This window comes from Microbacterium sp. CPCC 204701, assembly GCF_004010105.1.
Classification (GTDB): Bacteria; Actinomycetota; Actinomycetes; order Actinomycetales; family Microbacteriaceae; genus Microbacterium.
This window is the reverse complement of the sequence record NZ_RRYE01000012.1, coordinates 1-20597: the sequence shown is the minus strand read 5'-3', so window position 1 is coordinate 20597 and position 20597 is coordinate 1. Positions and strand designations below refer to the sequence as shown.

Annotated in this window: 12 protein-coding genes; 9 read left to right on the top strand and 3 right to left on the bottom strand. The window is 69.8% G+C overall.

Going from position 1 to position 20597, the window contains the following annotated elements; all coding sequences use genetic code 11:
* Positions 1-20 precede the first annotated feature (20 nt).
* The 7 genes from EIO58_RS02380 (at position 21) to pulA (ending at position 14294) form a co-directional block, all read left to right on the top strand.
* Positions 21-773: an SDR family NAD(P)-dependent oxidoreductase gene (locus EIO58_RS02380; protein WP_127818098.1), complete on the top strand. Its 753-nt coding sequence runs from the start codon at positions 21-23 to the stop codon at positions 771-773.
* Positions 770-1522: an enoyl-CoA hydratase/isomerase family protein gene (locus tag EIO58_RS02375; RefSeq protein ID WP_127818097.1), complete on the top strand. Its 753-nt coding sequence runs from the start codon at positions 770-772 to the stop codon at positions 1520-1522. The genes EIO58_RS02380 and EIO58_RS02375 overlap by 4 nt, the downstream gene beginning before the upstream one ends.
* A complete protein-coding gene (locus tag EIO58_RS02370) occupies positions 1519-1815 on the top strand; it encodes a LysR family transcriptional regulator (protein WP_127818096.1) in 297 nt (98 codons plus the stop codon). Before EIO58_RS02375 ends, EIO58_RS02370 begins: the two co-directional genes overlap by 4 nt.
* Entirely contained in the window at positions 1812-2153 is a 342-nt protein-coding gene (locus EIO58_RS02365; protein ID WP_127818095.1) for an ArsR/SmtB family transcription factor, read from the top strand. Before EIO58_RS02370 ends, EIO58_RS02365 begins: the two co-directional genes overlap by 4 nt.
* A gap of 213 nt (positions 2154-2366) precedes the next feature.
* Complete coding sequence (locus tag EIO58_RS02360; RefSeq protein WP_127818094.1) at positions 2367-3545, top strand: thiolase family protein; 1179 nt, start codon at positions 2367-2369, stop codon at positions 3543-3545.
* A 167-nt stretch (positions 3546-3712) separates the two neighbouring features.
* Entirely contained in the window at positions 3713-7894 is a 4182-nt protein-coding gene (locus tag EIO58_RS02355; RefSeq protein WP_127818093.1) for a DUF7507 domain-containing protein, read from the top strand.
* Positions 7895-8234: 340 nt separating this feature from the next.
* Positions 8235-14294 (top strand): pullulanase-type alpha-1,6-glucosidase, encoded by a 6060-nt coding sequence (gene pulA, locus EIO58_RS02350; RefSeq protein ID WP_127818092.1) that lies wholly within the window; start codon positions 8235-8237, stop codon positions 14292-14294.
* A gap of 59 nt (positions 14295-14353) precedes the next feature.
* On the opposite strand, the gene EIO58_RS02345 is transcribed toward pulA, so the two are convergent.
* The 3 genes from EIO58_RS02345 to EIO58_RS02340 form a co-directional block, all read right to left on the bottom strand.
* Positions 14354-14722, bottom strand: a complete 369-nt coding sequence (locus EIO58_RS02345; protein ID WP_127818091.1) for a bleomycin resistance protein — start codon at positions 14720-14722, stop codon at positions 14354-14356.
* Between the two features lie 30 nt (positions 14723-14752).
* Positions 14753-14929, bottom strand: a complete 177-nt coding sequence (locus EIO58_RS18615) for a hypothetical protein (protein WP_164861500.1) — start codon at positions 14927-14929, stop codon at positions 14753-14755.
* 177 nt (positions 14930-15106) lie between these two features.
* Positions 15107-18766: a choice-of-anchor I family protein gene (locus EIO58_RS02340; protein WP_127818090.1), complete on the bottom strand. Its 3660-nt coding sequence runs from the start codon at positions 18764-18766 to the stop codon at positions 15107-15109.
* Between the two features lie 247 nt (positions 18767-19013).
* On the opposite strand from EIO58_RS02340, the gene EIO58_RS02335 reads away from it, so the two are divergent.
* Positions 19014-20165, top strand: a complete 1152-nt coding sequence (locus tag EIO58_RS02335) for an acyl-CoA dehydrogenase family protein (RefSeq protein ID WP_446723857.1) — start codon at positions 19014-19016, stop codon at positions 20163-20165.
* Positions 20166-20193: 28 nt separating this feature from the next.
* Positions 20194-20597: NAD(P)-dependent oxidoreductase (locus tag EIO58_RS02330; protein ID WP_164861499.1), on the top strand; the 404-nt coding region annotated here is incomplete at its 3' end.

Below are 20597 nucleotides of genomic sequence, written 5' to 3'. Positions count from 1 at the left end.
CCCACACGTGAGGAGTTTCCATGGCGAACACGTTCGACATGACCGGCAAGGTCGCGCTCGTCACGGGAGGGAGCAGAGGGCTCGGGCTGGCGATGGCCCGGGCATTCGCGACGTTCGGCGCCGACGTCGCCATCGCGAGCCGCGACGGTGCCGCCTGCGCGTCCGCCGCTGAAGAGATCGCCGCCGACTCGGGCCGCGCGACCCTCGGCCTCGGTGCGCACGTCGGCAGGTGGGATGAGCTGCCTGCTCTGGTCGACACGGTGTGGAGGCACTTCGGGCGCATCGACGTCCTCGTCAACAACGCCGGCATGTCGCCACTGTACGACTCGATCGGCTCAGTCACCGAGGCGCTCTTCGACAAGGTGATCGACGTGAACCTCAAGGGCCCGTTCCGGCTCTCGGCGCTCGTCGGCGAGCGCATGCACGCCGCAGGATCCGGGTCGATCATCAACATCTCCAGCGCTGCGTCGCTGCGGGCTCGCGCGCATAACCTGCCCTATGCGATGGCCAAGGCCGGACTCAACGCGATGACGGTCGGCCTCGCGCATACCTTCGCGCCCGTCGTGCGGGTCAACACGATCGTCGCCGGCACGTTCCTCACGGACATCTCGAAGTCCTGGGATATGGCTGCCTTCGCGCGCCGTGCCGAGACGTTCGCTGCTCGGCGAGGGGGCCAGCCCGAAGAGATCGTGGGCGCGGCCCTCTATCTCGGCAGCGACGCCTCTTCGTACACGACCGGCTCCATGCTGACCGTCGACGGCGGCCAGCCGTGACGTCTGTCACCCTCGACTCGGCGGACGGCGTCGCGACGCTGACGCTCCGCCGGCCCGACAGTCTGAACGCCTTCGACCTGGATCTCGCCGCACGTCTGCGTGCGGCGGCCGAGAGCGTCGCGCGAGCCGATGTCGATGTGCTCGTGATCGCGGGCGAAGGGCGGGCGTTCAGCGCGGGCGGTGATGTCAGGCAGATGGCGGCGTCCGGCGACGCCGCGGGGTATCTCCGCGCGCTCACCAGGGATGTGCATGCGGCGCTCGCTGCGATCCGCGAACTGCCGGTGCCGGTGATCGCACGCGTGCACGGGCCGGTCGCAGGGGGTGGACTCGGTCTCGTGCTCGCGGCCGACATCGCGGTCGCCGCAGAGTCGGCGACGTTCACGGCCGCGTACGGTGCGCTGGGTCTCTCGCCGGACTGCGGTGTGACGGCGCTCCTTCCGAAGGTCGTGGGGGCCGCGCGCGCCCGCGCGTTCCTGCTCGGCGGGCTGCGCGTGGATGCCGTCACAGCACGCGAGTGGGGGCTCGTCGCCCGCACAGCTCCTGCGGCCGCGCTCGACGACTCCGTCGCCGAGGTCGTTGAGCGTGCCCGCGGAGCGGGGCGTGAGGCCGTGGCGGCGACCAAGGCTCTGCTCGCCGACGACGACTATCGCGCGCAGCTCGATCGCGAGAGCGCGGCGATCTGCGAACTCGCCGGCGGACCCGCGGGTCCGCGTATCGATGCCTTCGCGGGTGGGGGAGCGGCCCGATGATCGCGAACGTGAACGTCCTCAAGACCTTCGTCGCGGTGATGGACTGCGGCTCGGTGGTGTCGGCAGCGAAGCTGCGGGGTTACTCCGCCGCCGCCGTGTCACGGCAGATGGGGTGGCTGCAGAAGCGACTCGGGGTGCGTCTGTTCGTTCCCGACGGGCGGTCGATCAAACCGACGCCCGAGGCCTACGAGTTCCTCGATCGCTGTCGCGGACTGGTCGAAGAGGTCCGTCGCTTCGAGTCCTATGCCAGCGGGTTCGGTGCGGACCCGATCACGTCGGGTGGCGTTCGATGAGTTCGCCCCGCCTGACCGTCGCCGAGCCACTCGCCGTGATCATCCGGGCGCTCGCCAACGAGGATCGGCTGCGACTGGTCCGCGAGATCGCGACCGAGCATGCGGTCAGCGCGTGCGAGGGGTTCACGATCGCCGAGCTTGCGACTCGAGTGGAGATCTCGCGCTTCGCGGCGTCCCGCCACCTGGGCATCCTCCGTGATGCCGGGCTCGTATGTCGTCGTCAGGTCGGCGTGAGAAGCGTCCACACTCTCGATCCGAGCGGCTTCGAGATGCTCGAGGACTGGCTCTACCCGCTCATCGACGCGCTGGAGACCCGCCGCGCCTCCGGTGCCGCGTGACCTAGAGGCCCGCCTCCTTCGAGTGGCGCAACACGCGGGGTCGGCGTCAGCATGCCGCGTGTCGCGCCACTCGAAAGGTTCGGGCGCCTTCGGCGCGAGCGTCCGGGTGGCGCAACACGCGGGGTCGGCGTGGGGATGCCGCGTGTTGTGACCCTCGAACGGGCCGGGCCTCGGCATCCGTACCGGTCTTAGGCTTGTGCACAAGGAGGCTCCATGCCCGAAGCCGTCATCGTCGACATCGTCCGCACCCCGTCCGGGCGAGGCAAGCCCGGGGGAGCGCTGAGCGGCGTGCATCCCGTCGACCTCGCCGCGGGGGTGCTCACGGGCCTCCTCGAGCGCAACGGACTCGAGTCGACGCAGATCGACGACGTGCTCATGGGGTGCGTCAGTCAGATCGGCGACCAGGCCATGAACATCGCGCGACAGTCCGTCCTCGCCGCCGGGTTCGACGAGACGGTTCCCGCCGTCACGATCGACCGGCAGTGCGGGTCGAGCCAGCAGGCCGCGCACTTCGCGGCGCAGGGCGTGATCGCGGGCGCCTACGACATCGTGATCGCCGCCGGTGTCGAGTCGATGAGCCGCGTACCGCTGGGGTCGTCGCGGCACGGCGGGTCGACCGCGCCGGGCATCCGCGCGCGCTACCCCGACGGGCTCGTGAACCAGGGTGTCTCGGCCGAGCTCATCGCGCAGCGGTGGGGCTTGGGCCGCGAGGAGCTCGATGCGTTCTCGGCCGAGTCGCACCGGCGGGCGGCGGATGCCTGGGCCGGCGGCGCGTTCGATTCGCAGGTGCTTCCCGTGCTCGCGGACGGGGCCGACGCAGTGGCGTTCGACGAGACGGTCCGGGCCGGCACGACCGTCGAGGGACTCTCCGGCCTGAACCCGGCGTTCCGCACAGACGACCTCGCGGCGCGCTTCCCCGACCTGGACTGGCGCATCACCGCGGGCAATTCCTCGCCCCTCACGGATGCGGCATCCGCAGCCCTGATCATGAGCGAGGAGAAGGCAGCCGAGCTCGGGTTGACGCCGAGGGCACGATTTCACTCGTTCGCGGTCGTCGGCGACGACCCGATCATGATGCTGACGGGACCCATCCCCGCGACCCGGCGCATCCTCGAGCGCAGCGGCCTGTCGATCGACGACCTCGACGCGTACGAGGTGAACGAGGCCTTCGCATCGGTGCCGCTGGCGTGGCTGAAGGAGCTCGACGCCGACCCGGCGAAGCTCAATCCCTGGGGCGGCGCGATCGCGCTCGGGCACGCGGTGGGCGCGTCGGGCACGCGCCTGCTCGGCACGCTCGTCGCCCACCTCGAGGCGACCGCCGGCCGCTACGGCCTCCAGACGATGTGCGAGGGCGGCGGCATGGCCAACGCCACCATCATCGAGAGACTGTAGCCCCGCGTCTCGACAGCTGCTTGCGAACGGAGATCCACTCGCCGGGCCGTGGATGGGTGAAGCCGGGGGTGAATTACGGCACGAGCCGTGCGGCCCGCGGTTAGCTGAGTATTCGTGCGGAGTGTCGCTGACGCCTCCCGCCGTTCTCTCCGGGGGGATCCGTGCCGATGAGCACCCGAATTTTCATGCCCGACGCGTCTCAGACGTCGGCGATCCGTCGACCATCACGACTCGTGGCGACCGTCCTGACCGGGCTGCTGGTGGCCTCCGGCCTCGCGCTGGGCGGCGTCGTGGCGGCGCCCCGAGCGGAGGCGGCTCCCGGCTCGGCCGCCGAGTGCAGCATCGCCAGCAACGGATCGTTCGAATCGCCGAACATCCAAGACCCGGAGAACCCCGTGCCGGGAGATGCCTACGTCGACGGCTACAACATGTTCCGCACCGGGCAGGGCACGATCAGCGGATGGGCCACGGTTGCCGGCACCATCGACCATCTCCGGTACTACAACAACGCCAGCGACGGCGACCAGAGCATCGACCTCTGGGGGACCGCTCCAGCCACGCTTCAGCAGACCTTCACGGGGCTCGTCCCCGGAACCGAGTACACCTTCTCGATCGACTACAGCGGCCTTCAGGCGTCAGCCTCTCGCGGGTCTGTGCTGCTCGATCAAGGTGGTGGATTCACCTCTCTCGCTTCGCTCTCGCCGTCGGTCAACGCCGTGGCGAACGGCACCGCCGGGGTACCCGAGACGAGGGCGTACACCGTCACCTGGGCGACGTACACGCACGCGTTCGTCGCGACGGGCACGTCGGCGACGATCCGACTGCAGAATGTGACTGCGCCGGCCGCATCCAACACCGGGCTGTTCATCGACAACTTCACCTTCACGGGCGGCGGACCGTGCCAGGACTTCGGCGATGCGCCCGACAGCTACGGCACGACGGCGGCGAGCGACGGTGCACGGCATGTCGTCTCGGATCACGACCCGAACGCCGGCAGCGCGCCGGTGATGCTCGGCGCGGCCGTCGATGTCGAGGCCGATGCTCAGCCGAACGTCGCCGCGGACGGCGACAGCGAGGACGGACTCGCTGCACCGTTCCTGATCGCTCAGGGCGCGGCGTCGAGCGTGGCCGTCTCGGTGACGAACACCTCGGGTCAGGATGTGACTCTCGCGGGCTGGGTCGACCTCGACGGCGATGGGCAGTTCGAGAGCTCCGAGCGAGCCACCGTCGCGGTGCCGGCCGACTCCGGAACGGCCGAGTACACGCTCGACTTCCCCGCCGGAACGGTGACGGTCGACACGTATGCACGCTTCCGCGTGTTCGGCACCGTCGTCTCCGATCCGCTGCCCACCGGCAACGTCCTCGGCGGCGAAGTGGAGGACTATCGCGTCACGGTGGTCGATCCCGAGCTGTCGGTCGTGAAGCACGCCGCACCCGCGGACGTGAACGTGAACGGCATCACCGATGCCGGTGACACCATCCGGTACACCTTCACCGTGAGCAACAGCGGCGACGTCCCGGTCTCCGACGTCGAGGTCAGCGATCCGAAGGTCGGCGACGTCACCTGCCCGGACAGCGTCCTCGCCCCCGGCGCGACCCAGACGTGCGTCGCCGACGCCGTGTACACGATCACCGCAGCCGATGTGACCGCGGGCGGGGTGGACAACTCGGCGACCGCCGCGGGCGTGGTGACGGGCATCGGCACGATCACATCGGCCGCGTCGACCACGCACACGCCGACGACGTCTGCTGCACCCGGACTCTCGATCGTGAAGTCCGCGTCTCCGTCGGATGCGGCGGCGTTCACCGCCGGCCAGGTGGTCACCTACACGTTCGTCGTGACGAACACCGGCAACGTGCCGGTGTCGGATGTCAGCATCGACGACTCGGAGTTCTCGGGCACCGGGGACCTGTCGCCGCTCGACTGCCCTCCGGGCGCGGACGCGGTGCCGGTCGGCGGACAGATGATCTGCACCTCGACGTACACGCTGACACAGGAGGACATCGACGCCGGCTCGGTCACGAACTCCGCCTCGGCGACCGGCACCCCGCCCGGGTCGAGCACGGTGACCTCGCCCCCGTCGGAAGTGACCATCCCCGCGGATCCGGCGCCTGCGATCCGCCTGGTCAAGTCGGCCACCCCGGCCGCGGCATCGGTGGCCGGTGACACGATCACCTACTCGTTCGCGGTGACCAACACGGGCAACGTCACGCTGTCGGCATCCGTTATCACCGAGACGGCCTTCTCGGGTACCGGAACCACTCCGGCAGCCACATGCCCGGCTGAGGCCTTCGCACCCGGCCAGACTGTGACCTGCACGGCGACGTACAGCCTCACGCAGGCTGATGTGGATGCCGGCATCGTGACCAACACGGCCACGGCCACGGCGACCGCGTCGAACGGGACCGACCCGGTCTCGAGCGCATCGTCTGCGGTGGTGTCGATCGCTCCCGACGCCGCCCTGAGCGTCGTGAAGTCCGCCTCCGTCTCCGGCACAGGCGTGGCCGGCGATGACGTGACCTACTCGTTCCTGGTGACCAACACCGGAAACGTCACGATGGACGGCATCGCCGTCGAGGAGGGCGCCTTCTCGGGGACCGGCACGCTGGGCGCCATCACTTGCCCTGACACGACCCTCGAACCGACCGAGGAGACGACCTGCACGGCGTCATACACGCTCACGCAGGCGGACGTCGACTCAGGCGAGGTGACGAACTCGGCGACGGCGACGGGCACACCCCCGGGATCGACGACGACGGTGCCGTCCGACCCGTCGACGACGACGTTCGACACCGATCGCACGGCGGCGCTCACGGTGGTCAAGTCAGCCACGCCGACGACCGTCGACGCAGCCGGCGACACCGTGGAGTACTCCTTCCTCGTCACGAACACGGGATCTGTGACGCTCGTCGATGCGAGTGTCGAAGAAGTCGCCTTCAGCGGTACCGGTGGGTCGCCATCGGTCACGTGCCCGACCGGGGCGTTCGCGCCGACCGCCTCCGTCACGTGCACCGCCTCGTACACGGCGACGCAGGCGGACATCGACGCGGGGACGATCACGAACACCGCGACGGCGACCGCGCGCCCGCCGGCGGGCGTGACGGCACCGGTATCCGATCCGTCCAGCGCGACGGTCAGCGCCACGCAGGCACCCGGTCTGACGGTGGCGAAGACGGCGGACACGTCGAGCATCACCGCGGCCGGTCAGGAAGTGACGTACTCGTTCCTGGTGGTGAACAGCGGAAACGTCACGATGTCGGACATAGCCATCGACGAGACATCCTTCTCGGGCACGGGAACAGTGCCTTCGGCGGTGTGCCCGCAGCCCAGCCTGGCACCCGGAGCCGAGATGACCTGCACCCTCACCTACGCGGTGACCCAGGCCGACGTGGACGCCGGAGCACTGACGAACACCGCCACGGCGACGGGCACCCCGCCAGGCTCCACAGTCGCGGTACCGTCCGGGCCCTCGACCAGCACCGTCACGGTCGATCAGCAGCCGGGCCTGACCGTGGTCAAGTCGGCCAGTCCGGCCGCTCCGGCGGGCTTCCGCGCGGGTGAGACGATCACGTACTCCTTCGTCGTCACCAACACCGGCAACGTGACCATGTCCGACATCGCCATCGCCGAGGGCACGTTCACCGGGTCGGGGACGCTTTCCACTCCGACGTGCCCCGCAGCGGCGGCATCCCTGCCGCCGGGCGAGCAGGTGGTCTGCACCACCTCGTACACCGTCACTCAGGACGACATCGATGCAGGGTCCATCACGAACACGGGCACGGCCGAAGGCACGCCGCCAGGATCGACCACACCGGTGCCGTCCGAGCCGTCGACGGTGACCGTCCCGGAGGCACCGAACCCGGGCGCGTCCGTGGTGAAGACCGCTGATGCGCAGAAGATCACGCACGCGGGGCAGGTGATCCGCTACTCGTTCGAGGTCACGAACACCGGCAACACCACCCTCGCCGATCCGACGGTCGACGAGCGCGGATTCACCGGCGCCGGATCAGCCCCCACCCCCGTCTGCCCTTCGAACCCGGCCGCCCTGGCGCCCGGGCAGACGATCGTGTGCACGGCGACCTACACGGTCGTGGCGGCGGACCTCACCGGCCGGGCGCTGGTGAACACCGCCACCGTCACCGTGACGCCGCCGGGAGGGGACCCGGTCACCTCCGGGCCCTCCACCGCGCGGATCACCGACGTGGCGGCACCCGCGCCCGCGTCCACCGAGCCCCTGGCCGTCACCGGGTCGACCATCGGCTGGGGAGTCGGCGGCCTCGGGTTCGCCCTCCTGGCCGCAGGCGCGGCGCTGCTGCTCGTCCGGAGCCGTCGGCTGAGGAACGTCTAGCAGCCGCTCCGATCGTGGGGTGCCGGTTCGTCGACCGGCATCCCACGAGGCCGGTGACCGCGGCACCGCTTGAAACTCGGCAGCAGACGTGCTCGGACACGTACCGCCGTTTGCGGGCTCGCACTACGCCTCGGTCGCTCGCTTCCTCGCTCGATGACCGGCGCCCTGCAAGCGGTTGCGGAAACGATTCACCGACGGATGCCTCGTCCTCCGGCATCCGCTCGATGAAACCATTCTCACAATGTAAGCGCTTGCAACCCGGGCCGCCCGCGCGCTAGTGTCGGCGACACACAGCCCCATCGGCACGTCGCCGTGCCACCGCGCCACCCCTGGAGCCACCGTGTCGAAGACGACATCCCCACGTGTCCGCCGGATCGCCGCGAGCCTTGCCGCCGCAGCCCTGATGCTCACCGGCGGGGTGGTCGCCACCGCCCCCGCCGCCGCCGCGGATCGCACATTCGCGCTCGTGGGCAGCCTTCAGTCCGAGCTCGGCTGCCCGGGCGACTGGCAGCCGGAGTGCGCTCAGACCGAGCTGCAGCCGACCGGCACCGAGAACCTCTACGCCGCCGAGTTCGAGGTGCCCGCGGGCACCTGGGAGTACAAGGTCGCGGTCGACGACGGGTGGGACGAGTCGTACGGCCTGGACGGCGGCGGCGACAACATCCCGCTGACCATCGCGGGCCCGGCGACCCTGCGCTTCCTGTTCGACGACACGCTCAAGCGCGTCGGGGTCGAGGTCGAGACGCTCCGCGCCGGCTACTCCGCCGAAGACGACGCACTCGTCGCCGCGCCGGTGCGCCAGCCCGGCAGCCAGGAGCAGTTCTACTTCGTCATGACCGACCGCTTCGCCAACGGCGACACCTCCAACGACACCGGGGGCATCGACGGCGACCGGCTGGCGCATGGCTTCGACCCGACCGACAAGGGCTTCTACCACGGCGGCGACATCGCGGGGCTGCGTTCGAACCTCGACTACATCAAGGGGCTCGGCACGAGCGCGATCTGGCTGACGCCGAGCTTCAAGAACCGCCCGGTGCAGGGCGAGGGCGCGAACGCCAGCGCCGGCTACCACGGCTACTGGATCACCGACTTCACGCAGATCGACCCGCACCTCGGCACCAACGAAGAGCTCGAGGCGCTGATCGCCGAAGCGCACGCCGACGGCATCAAGGTGTACTTCGACATCATCACGAACCACACCGCCGACGTCATCGACTACGCCGAGGACCAGTACTCCTACATCGACAAGGCGACCGACCCGTACCGCGACGCGAACGGCACCGCGTTCGATCCCGCGACGTATGCCGGCACGGCGGACTTCCCGGCGCTCGACGCTGCGACGTCGTTCCCGTACACACCCGAGCTGACGGCCGAAGACGCGACAGCCAAGACCCCGGCGTGGCTGAATGACCCGACGCTGTACCACAACCGCGGCAACTCGACGTGGGCCGGCGAGTCGGTGACCTACGGCGACTTCGACGGGCTCGACGACCTCATGACAGAGCACCCGACCGTCGTGAACGGCTTCGTCGACGTGTACCAGGACTGGATCGACCTCGGCATCGACGGATTCCGCATCGACACCGCCAAGCACGTGAACTTCGAGTTCTGGGAGCAGTGGTCGGCGGAGGTGCTCGACTACGCGCACGCCGCCGGCAAGCCCGACTTCTTCATGTTCGGCGAGGTGTACGACGCCGACCCGGTCAAGCTCGCGCCGTACGTGCGCGACACCGACATGAACTCGGTGCTCGACTTCACGTTCCAGTCGGCGGCGGTGAGCTTCGCCGCGGGCAACAGCGCCGAGGGCCTGCACCACCTGTACGCGGGCGACGACTGGTACACGACGCCCGACTCGTCGGCCACGGCGCTTCCGACGTTCCTCGGCAACCACGACATGGGTCGCGTCGGCTACATGCTGCAGTCCGCGCCGAACGCACTGGAGCGCGATCTGCTGGCGCACGACCTGATGTTCCTCGGACGCGGCCAGCCTGTCGTGTACTACGGCGACGAGCAGGGCTTCGCAGGCACGGGCGGCGACAAAGACGCACGCCAGACGCTGTTCGCCAGTCAGGTCGCCTCGTACCAGAACCAGAACCTCATCACGGGCGAGGCGGCCGGCTCGGTCGACCGCTACGTCACCACGGCCCCCGTATACGACCGCATCGCCGAGCTCTCCGCACTGCGCGAGGCGCACCCGACGCTCGTGACCGGGGCTCAGATCGAGCGGCACGCCGATGACGGCGCCGGGGTCTACGCGTTCTCGCGCGTCGACCGCGACGACAAGGTCGAATACGTGGTCGCACTCAACAACACCGATGCCGACAAGACCGTCGCCCTGACGACCCTCACGGCGAGCACGTCGTTCGCGCCGGTGTACGGCACGACGACCGGGATCCAGACGGATGCCTCGGCTGCGGCATCCGTCACCGTCCCGGCCCTTTCGGCCGTCGTCCATCGCGCCGACGCCCCGGTCACGGCACCCGCGGCACCGGCCGAGATCAGCGTGAAGCTGCCGGCAGCCGGTGCCGGGATCACCGGATCGGCCGGCGTCGCTGCTGATGTCGACCACGCCACCTGGCAGGAGACGAGCTTCGCGTGGCGGGTCGTCGGCGGCGACGAGTGGCACGCCCTCGGCACCGCAGAAGACACCGAGCCGCGCGTCTTCCACTCGATCGAGGGGCTCGCGAACGGCACGCTCGTCGAGTACCGCGCCGTGACGACGGATGCCGCGGGCCGGCACTCCGCCGCGTCGACCTACGCGTCGGTCGGCAACCGCGTGAGCCTCGGCGTGGAGGAGGAGCCCGAGGAGCCGGAGGAGCCCGAGCCGCAGGAGCCCACCGAGTACGGTGCGGTCAGCGTTCCCGGCAGCCTCAACTCCGAGATGGGATGCCCCGGCGACTGGCAGCCGGAGTGCCCGGCCGCGGCGATGACCGAGGTCGACGGCATCTGGACCCTCGCGCTCGGCGACCTCCCGGCCGGTTCGTACGAGTACAAGATCGCGACCGAGCAGAGCTGGAACGAGAACTACGGCGCCGGCGGCGTGCCGAACGGACCGAACCTCGTGCTGAACCACGCCGGCGGCCCGATCACGTTCTTCTTCGACCCGCGTACCAAGAGCATCCGCTCGACGGCGGACGGCCCGGTGATCACCCTGCCCGGCTCGTTCCAGAGCGAGCTCGGCTGCGCGGGCGACTGGGCGCCGGAGTGCCTGGCGAGCATGATGTTCGACCGTGACGGCGACGGCGTGTTCCAGTTCACGACCGACGACCTGCCCACCGGCTCGTACGAGGTGAAGGTCGCGCATGGCCGCAGCTGGGCCGAGAACTACGGCGCCGGCGGCGCGCCCGGCGGCGCGAACATCTCGTTCAGCGCGAGCGTCGGCAAGGTCGTCACGTTCCGGTACAACCTCGAGACGCACGTGCTGACCGTCAAGGCCAGCGACCCGCCGCTTGCGGGCACGGGCGAGCTGCGCGCGCACTGGATCGACGCCGAGACCATCGCCTGGCCCGCCGACCTCGGCGCACCCGCCGGCGACGCGTCGTGGCAGCTGTACGGATCGACGGATGCCGCGCTCGCCGTCTCGGCCGATCGCGAGGTGGCCGGCGGCTCCGACCCGATCGCGCTGACGCGCATCGACGAGGGTCTCAGCGACGCGCAGAAGCAGCGGTTCCCCGCGCTCGCCGGGTACGTCGCACTGCACGTCGACGGGGTGGACCGCGAGGCTGTCGCGGCGCTCCTGCAGGGCCAGCTCATGGTCGCTCAGCGTGGCGCGGGCGATACGCTCACCGCGTTCACCGGAGTTCAGATTCCGGGCGTGCTCGACGATCTGTACGCCGATGCGGTCGAAGACGCCGAGCTTGGCGTGACGTTCCAGGGCAAGAAGCCGACGTTCCGGCTGTGGGCTCCGACCGCCCAGCAGGCGACGCTGCTGACCTGGGAGGCAGGCGCCGACGGAGACCCGCAGCGTCACGAGGCGGCGCGGGATGCGGCATCCGGAATCTGGACCGTCAAGGGAAGCAAGGGGCTGAAGGGCGCCGAGTACGCGTGGGAGGTCGTCGTCTACGCGCCGGCCACCGGCGCGATCGAGACGAACGTCGTCACCGATCCCTACTCGGTCGCCCTCACGATCAACTCCGAACGGTCGGTCGCGATCGACCTCCACGACAAGCAGTGGCGCCCGAAGGTCTGGCAGACCGAGAAGGCGCCGGCGATCGACCGCGCCGTCGACCGCGCGATCTACGAGCTGCACGTGCGCGACTTCTCGATCACCGACGAGTCGGTGCCCGAGGCCGAGCGCGGAACGTATCTGGCGTTCACACGCGACAGTGCGGGCACGCAGCAGCTGCGGCAGCTCGCCGACGCGGGCATCAACACCGTGCACTTGCTGCCGACCTTCGACATCGCGACGATTGAGGAGGACCGCTCGAAGCAGCAGGTCCCGGACTGCGACCTCGCCTCGTTCGGCGCGGCCGACCCGGCGCAGCAGGCCTGCATCGAAGCGGTCGCCGACACCGACGGCTTCAACTGGGGCTACGACCCGTACCACTTCTCGACCCCCGAGGGCTCGTATGCGGTGAATCCCGAGGGCGGCGCGCGCGTCGCGGAGTTCCGGTCGATGGTGGGCGCGCTGCACGGCATGGGGCTGCAGGTCGTCCTCGACCAGGTGTTCAACCACACCGCGCAGTCGGGCCAGGGTGAGAAGAGCGTGCTCGACCGGGTCGTTCCCGGCTACTACCATCGGCTCGACGCGGCCGGCGCGGTCGAGACCTCGACCTGCTGCCAGAACGTCGCGACCGAGCACGAGGTGGCGCAGAAGCTCATGGTCGACTCGGTCGTGCTGTGGGCACGCGAGTACAAGGTCGACGGCTTCCGCTTCGACCTCATGGGGCACCACTCCAAGGCGAACATGCTGGCGATCCGCGAGGCGCTCGACGCGCTGACCGTGAAGGAGGACGGTGTCGACGGCTCGAAGATCTACCTCTACGGCGAGGGCTGGAACTTCGGCGAGGTCGCGAACAACGCCCTGTTCGAGCAGGCCACGCAGGGGCAGCTCGGCGGCACCGGCATCGGCACCTTCACCGATCGGCTGCGCGACGCCGTGCACGGCGGCAGCCCCGTCGACGGCGCATCGAAGTTCTACCAGGGGTTCGGCACGGGGCTTGCGACCGACCCCAACGGCAGCGGCCAGTCCGCGCCCGGCGATCCGTTCGCCGACCTCGCGCACAAGACCGATCTGGTCAAGCTGGGGCTCGCAGGAAACCTGCGCGACTTCGAGCTGACCGCGGCCGACGGCACCGTGAAGGCGGGCGATGAGTTCGACTACAACGGCTCGCCGGCCGGCTACGCCGACCAGCCCGACGAGATCATCACGTACGTCGATGCGCACGACAACGAGACGCTGTTCGACCACGGCGTGCTGAAGCTGCCCGCCGACACGCCGATGGCCGACCGCGTGAGAATGAACACGCTGTCGCTCGCGACCACCGCGTACGCGCAGACGCCGTCGTTCTGGCACGCGGGAACCGAGCTGCTGCGTTCGAAGTCGCTCGACCGCAACAGCTACAACTCCGGCGACTGGTTCAACCGCATCGACTGGACCGGACAGGAGTCGACGTTCGGCTCCGGCCTGCCGCGCCAGGCCGACAACGGCGATCACTGGGACGACCTCACACCGCTGCTGGCCGACCCCGCGAACAAGCCGGGTGCGTCCGACATCGCGGCGGCCGAGGCATCCGCTCTCGATCTGCTGCGCGTGCGCGAAGAGGTGGGCCTGCTGCGGCTCGGGTCTGCCGAGCTCATCGGGCAGAAGGTCACCTTCCCGGACGGCGGGACGGATGCCGCCCCCGGCGTCGTCATGATGCTGATCGACGACCTCGTCGGCGACGACGTCGACGCGGAGCTCGAAGGCGCGCTGGTGGTGTTCAACGCCTCGCCCGACGCGGTGGCCCAGGTCGTCCCGGAGCTTTCCGGACGCGGCTTCGCGCTGACTCCGGCGCTGGCGAACGGGTCCGACGCGGTCGTGAAGACCACGGCGTGGGACGCAGCGACCGGGACCGTGACGATCCCGGCGCGGTCCGCGGCGGTGCTCGTCGAACGAGAGCCCGTGCGGACCTGGACGATCGCGGCGCCGACGCGACTCCTCGTCAAGGCCGGCGCGGACGTGACGGTGGCGGGACGCATCGTGGCGGAGGACGGTTCCGCCCCGGTCGGCACCATGACGGTGACCGACAACGGCGAGGTGGTCGCCACCGTCCCGATCGACGCATCGGCGAACGGCCGCGTCGCTGTGGAGGTGCCGCTGACGAGCCGGGGCCTGCACCTGATCCGCGCATCGTTCGCCGGTGGCCCAGGGTTCGAGGATTCCCGCGCGGCCATCCCCATGCCGGTGTTCGCGTACTGAGTTCTGCCTCCCGCCCCGCACGTCGTGCACGGGGGACGGGGCAGGGGCTGCGGGATCCGTCAGAGGGGGCTGCCGACGCGGAGGAGGTTGCCGCTCGGATCGACCACGGCGAACTCGCGCACGCCGTAATCGGTGTCGACGGGCTCGACGATGCGGCTTCCGGTCTCTTCGGCGGCAGTCACGAGCGGCGCCCACGCGTCGTACAGCGCCTGCGCGTCGTCGACGTAGACGTACGCCATGGCCGCGGTGCGCAGCGGGTCGACGGACGGGTCCTCGACGTAGTGCAGTTCGATCTCACCGCGTCCGACGATGAGGTACTGCCAGACGCCCGGCGCCGCGCCGCGGTTCTCGAAGCCGAGGCGCTCGAGGAACGCCAAGGTCTCGGAGAGGTCTCTGCTGATGAGGATCGGCACCGCCCGTTCGCTCATGGTGCCAGGGTAGCCGTGCGCGTCGTGGGGTCACAGTGCCGCGATCAGCTGGGGGCCGAACACGGCGATAGCTGCGACTCCCACTCCGACGAACGTGAGGCTCCCGATGACGATGACGAGGATGTTCCCGGCGACGGTCAGCAGCAGCGCCGCCTTCGGCGAGGTCTCTCGACGAGCGAGAGGAGTGGACGAGGTCGTGGCGGTCATATCTCGACGGTACGAAAGCGTGAGCGGCGTGACATCCGCCTGAGGTCGCATCGTCGTCAGCCCCCGGGATGACCTTCGGGTCCGCGGGGCGTGCGGTTCGACCCGGCGACGGAGCTGACGGACGAAGGGCCCCCGGATGCCGGCATCCGGGGGCCCTTCGGTGACAGGCGCTGCGCGTCAGCCGCGCGCAGCGGAGCGGCGACGCATCACCAGGAACGCACCGCCCAGCACCACCAGCAGGGCGGCCGCCAAGGCGAGGCCGAGCGGCAGCTGCGCACCCGTGACGGCCAGCTGGCCGGGCGCGACCACGGTCACGCCGACCTCGATCGGCTCGTGACCGGCCGACTCGATCACGAGCGTGTGCGCGCCCACGGGCAGGTTCGAGGGAATCCGCACCGTGAACGACACGTTGCCGCTCGCGTCGGCCGCCGGGATGCCCGACACGACGATCGGATCGCTGAACAGGGTGGCCGAGATCTGCTGTCCCGGCTCGAGACCCGAGACCTTCACCGGGAGCGAACCGCCCTGCTCGACGGTGCCGGAGCCGACGTCGACCGTGGCCCAATCGGTGACGGGCGTCGGAGAGGGCGTCGGCTGCTGGTCTCCCGCCACGACCGCGCGTCCCAGCTCGGCCGGAGCGACCGGCGAGTGGGCCTCGAAGTACTGCACGGTGGCGGCGAGGTCGATCTGGCCGGTGTCCGTCCGGTCCGTGCCATCCGCGAAGGTGAAGAAGTTGTCTCCGCCGCCCGCGAGGAAGGAGTTGGTGACGACCGTGTACTCGTCCGTCGCAGCGATTTCTTCGCCGTTCAGCGACATCGACACGATGCGCTCACCGCGAGCCGCCTCGGGGTCGTACTCGTACGAGAAGCCTTCCGAGACGCCGAGGTGAAGCTTCGGCCGTGATGCGCCTTCCGGCTGCCACTGCTCCTCGAGCACCGCCCTCAGCTGCTCGCCGGTGAGGGTGACGGTGACCAGCGAGTTGGCGAACGGCTGCACGTTCGCGACGTCACGATAGGTGAGCGTCCCGTCGGTGCCGTAGAGCAGGTCGGCACGGAGGCCACCCGGGTTCATCAGGCCGATCTCGGCCGGCGTGCCCGCATAGTCCTCATTCGAGGTCGCCCACAGATACACGTCCGCGACCAGATTGCCGAGTGCCGACTCGACGCCGCGGTCGGATCCTGCTGTGCCGCCGCGAAGGATGTCGGCCGTGATCGAGCCGACCTCGACGGAGCCCGCCTCCTCGGCGACGTCGATCGCCTCGTCGACGATCGCCTTGACCTCGGCGTCCTCGGGGAACGCCGCCGCGCCATCCACGACGAGGGGCACGAGACCACCCGTGATCGACACGAGTTCACGGGTCTCGGAATCGACCGAGATGTCGAGCGTGCCCAGCGTCGTGCCGTACTGGTGCGCTTGGATCACCGGGCGTTCGACATCGCTGCCGTCGACCGGCACTCGGCACGAGTACTTCTGGTGCGTGTGACCCGACACGATCGCTTCGATCTCGGGCGAGGCGCCGCGGATGAGTTCGCCGTACCCGGTCGCGTCGGCCGAAACCGCCGTGCAGTCGCTCGTCTCGGAGCCCTCGTGCGTGAGGAGCACGATCACATCGGCGAGGTCCTGCTCGGTGAGCTCGGTCGCGACGCGGTTCGCCGCCTCGAGCTGGTCGCCGAACTCGATGTCGGCGATGCCTGCGGGCGAGACCATCGATGCGGTCTGCTCGGTGACGGTGCCGATGAAGCCGATGCGGACGCCGTCGATCTCCTCGATCGCGTACTCCGGCAGGGCCGGGGTGTCGGTTCCCTTCAGATACACGTTGGCGCCGAGGCCGAAGTCCGTGTCGCCGTAGCGCGGCAGCACGCGGTCGGTGAGGTCGTCGAAGCCCTGGTCGAACTCGTGATTGCCCACGGCGCCCAGGTCCAGGCCGGCCGCCACGAGCGCGTCGATGGTCGGCTCGTCGTCCTGGATGAACGACGTGAACGTCGATGCGCCGATGTTGTCGCCCGCCGACACGAACAACGTGTTCGGGTTCTCGGCCTCGAAGGCGTCGACTGCACCGGCGAGCACCGCCGCGCCGGCCTCGGCGTTGTCCAGGTTCTGCTCGATGCGACCGTGGAAGTCGTTGATCGTCAGCACCTGGATGTCGGTGGTCTCGGGGGCCAGCAGATCGTCGATCTCCCACAGCGTCGTCGTGCCCGACACCTCGTTGCCGACGGCGAGCAGCGGCTCGCCGGTAGCCGAGGACTCGGCCGCGATGAACGCGAGGCCTTCGGGGCCGAGGTCGCCGGCCGTCGCGACGCCGTCGTCCTCCGCCGAGACCGAGAAGTCGCGGTTGTTGACGTACGTGACGAAGGCGGATGCCGCAGGGTCGGTGATGTCGTACACCGCGATGCCGCTGACGCGCTCGAAGCCGACGAAGGCGTAGGTGCGGCCGCTCAGCGTGCCGATCGCGACGTTCTCGGCCTCGGGCCCCTTCGCGTCGCTGCGCGACTCGAGGTCGCTCGCGCCGTGGTCGGAGTTGAAGTTGGCCGGCGCCGCGGCGTGGGTGATGCGCTCGAAGGACTCACCGGAGTCGAACACGCGCTCGCCGTCGGTGCTCCAGATCGAGAACGACCGGCCGCCGTAGGAGTAGAGCTCGAAGTAGCATTCGGCCTCCGGGTCGAAGCCGTCTTCCTTCGAGACGTTCAGGCGGCCGAGGTCGGCGTCGCCGATGACATCCAAGAGAGACTCGCACACGGGGCCCTGCCCGTCATCGGCGAGCTCCTCCACGCGGGACTCGTCGATGTAGTCGCCCCACTCGCGCGCGTCCCCCTCGTTCGCGGTGACGAGGTAGGTCTGTCCGCCCGCCTCGTAGGACTGGATGCCGTCAGGCATGTACATGCCCTTGAGGCCGGGGTAGGTGCGGATGTTGAAGGTCGGCGCGTCCTCCGGGTCGCTGTCACTCGCGTCGAGGCCGTAGCCCTCAGCGCCGTGGTCCTTGAAGCCCAGCGGCCAGATGTCGCTGACGGTGGCCGTCGCGAGGTCCACGACCGCCACTGCATTCGCCTCCTGGAGCGTCGCGTACGCCGTTCCGCCGTCGACGGCGATGTACTCGGGCTCGAGGTTGCGGCTCACCGGGTTGTCGTCGCCGTGCGGCGTCGGTCCGAACACGCGCACGTCCTCGTGGAGGGTCTTCGCGCCGCCCGCTTCGAACTCGTGGAAGGTGGCGGTCTCGACCGCGTCCTGCGTGGGCGCGGCGACCGTGGACGGAAGCGCGACGACGGCGATCGAGCCTTCCGGGTCTTCGGAGAAGTCCTCGGCCGGCTCGCCCTCGTTCGCGACGACCGCGTACGCGCCGTCCTTCGAGAACGTCACCATGTCGGGCAGCGCGCCGACCGTGATGGTGCCGAGGACGGCGGACTCGGCATCCGCCGCGGCCGCGTCGAAGAAGACAAGGGTGCCGGGGTCGGTCTTGACCGGCGCCTCGAACGCGACGACTCCGAGGCCGTCGGCGCGGACGGCGACCGAGTTGGCGACGCCGGCAGAGCTCAGATCGAACTCCTTCGCGATGGCCGACGGAGCGGAGTAGTCCAGCACGCTCACCGATCCCGCCTGCGCGTTCACGACGAAGAGGCGGTCGCCGTGTGCGGCGACGATCTCGGCGGCACCTTTTTCGAAGGCTCCGGTTTCGAACGTGCCCAGCGGTGTGAGCGACAGCGTGGCGTCGTCGGCGGAGTAGACGATCGGGTCGGGGACGATCGCCGCGGACGCGGCGGCGAACGGCGTCAGCGCGAGCGCGCAGACGGCGGCCGTCGTCGTCGCGGCGGCGACGAGTCGACGAGGGGCATGCGAAGGCATCGGGTTTCCTCAGGGCAGGGGACGTATGGCGCGCCCGAAGGCGCATCCCGTGACTATCCCGCGATGATGTCGCGCCGGTGAACGGATGCCGAACGCCGCGGTCGGGAGCCGGGTCTCCACTCAGGAAGACCTAGGAATTGGTAGGAGGTCCAGGTAAAATGATCACCGTGCCAACACTGGCACGACGACCGTGATCAGGATGCTCCACAAGGGCGTCCCGATCGATGAAGGAGCAATGGTGTCCACGATCACCCCGACCGCCCCCGCGCTCACCGCCGATGAGCGGGCTGCGATCCTCGACGCGGTGCGCGAGTTCGCTCGTGCCGAGCTCGAGGCGCACGCGCTCGAGTGGGACGCGCAGTCGATCTTCCCCCGCGACACCCTCCGTCTCGCGGGCGAGCTGGGCCTCGGCGGCGTCTATGTCCGCGAGGACATCGGGGGCTCGGCACTCTCGCGCTCCGACGCCGCCGCGATCTTCGAAGAGCTTGCGCAGGGCGACCCCGCGATCGCCGCGTACATCTCGATCCACAACATGGTTGTCTGGATGATCGACACGTACGGCACCGACGCCCAGCGTCACGAATGGCTGCCGCGCCTGACCGCGATGACCGACTTCGGCAGCTACTGCCTCACCGAGCCGGGCGCCGGGTCCGATGCCGCGGCGATCGCGACGAGCGCGATCCGCGACGGCGCCGAGTACGTGCTCACCGGCGTCAAGCAGTTCATCTCGGGCGCGGGCGAGGCATCCGTCTACATCGTCATGGCGCGCTCCGGCGAGCCGGGGGCGCGCGGCATCACGGCCTTCCTGGTGCCGGCCGAGGCCGAAGGGCTCTCGTTCGGAGCGCCCGAGCACAAGATGGGCTGGAACGCCCAGCCCACTCGCCAGGTCATCCTCGACGAGGTGCGCGTGCCCGTGGCCGGCGTGCTGGGCGGCGAGGGCCATGGCTTCAAGATCGCGATGTCGGCGCTCGACGGCGGGCGCATCAACATCGCCGCATGCTCGCTCGGCGGCGCCCAGTGGGCGCTCGATCGCGCTCTGCGGTACGTGCACGAGCGGTTCACGTTCGGCGAGCCGCTGGCCGAGAAGCAGGCCGTCCAGTTCGCGCTCGCCGACATGGCCACCGAGCTGCGCGCCGCGCGGGCGCTCGTGCGGGATGCCGCAGCCGCCCTCGATGCGAACGCGCCCGACGCCAGCATGCAGTGCGCGATGGCCAAGCGCTTCGCCACCGACGCGGGGTTCGCGGTCGCGAACCAGGCGCTGCAGCTGCACGGGGGTTATGGCTACCTCCACGAGTACGGGATCGAGAAGGTGGTGCGCGATCTGCGCGTTCATCAGATCCTGGAGGGGACCAACGAGATCATGCGCGTGATCATCGGGCGACAGCTGCTCGCGCAGTGATCGCTGCGACAGGACGAGGAGGCCCGCGATGAGGATCGCATTCCTGGGGCTGGGCCACATGGGCCTGCCCATGGCGAGGAATCTGGCGGCGACCGGGCACGACGTCGTCGGCTTCGACGTCTCGCCCCATGCCGTCGAGACCGCCCGCGAGGCCGGGCTCGCCGTCGCCGATTTCGGGACGGATGCCGCGGCCGCGGCATCCGTCGTCATCACGATGTTCCAGACGGGGCAGCAGGTGGAAGGCGCCTACCGGGGCGGCGACGGAGCCGCCGGGCTGCTCGAGGTGGCGAATCCGGGCGCGCTGTTCATCGACTGCTCGACGATCGCCGTCGACGAGGCCCGCGCGGCGCACGCGCTCGCCGAGGCCGCGGGTCACCGCGCGCTCGACGCACCCGTCTCGGGCGGCGTCGTCGGGGCCGAGAACGCCACGCT

Excerpts from the sequence above, each read along its gene's own strand:
- EIO58_RS02340 (WP_127818090.1), bottom strand. The coding sequence starts at position 18,766 with ATGCCTTCGCATGCCCCTCGTCGACTCGTCGCCGCCGCGACGACGACG.
- EIO58_RS02370 (WP_127818096.1), top strand. The coding sequence starts at position 1,519 with ATGATCGCGAACGTGAACGTCCTCAAGACCTTCGTCGCGGTGATGGAC.
- EIO58_RS02355 (WP_127818093.1), top strand. The coding sequence starts at position 3,713 with ATGAGCACCCGAATTTTCATGCCCGACGCGTCTCAGACGTCGGCGATC.
- EIO58_RS18615 (WP_164861500.1), bottom strand. The coding sequence starts at position 14,929 with ATGACCGCCACGACCTCGTCCACTCCTCTCGCTCGTCGAGAGACCTCG.
- EIO58_RS02380 (WP_127818098.1), top strand. The coding sequence starts at position 21 with ATGGCGAACACGTTCGACATGACCGGCAAGGTCGCGCTCGTCACGGGA.
- EIO58_RS02360 (WP_127818094.1), top strand. The coding sequence starts at position 2,367 with ATGCCCGAAGCCGTCATCGTCGACATCGTCCGCACCCCGTCCGGGCGA.
- EIO58_RS02365 (WP_127818095.1), top strand. The coding sequence starts at position 1,812 with ATGAGTTCGCCCCGCCTGACCGTCGCCGAGCCACTCGCCGTGATCATC.
- EIO58_RS02345 (WP_127818091.1), bottom strand. The coding sequence starts at position 14,722 with ATGAGCGAACGGGCGGTGCCGATCCTCATCAGCAGAGACCTCTCCGAG.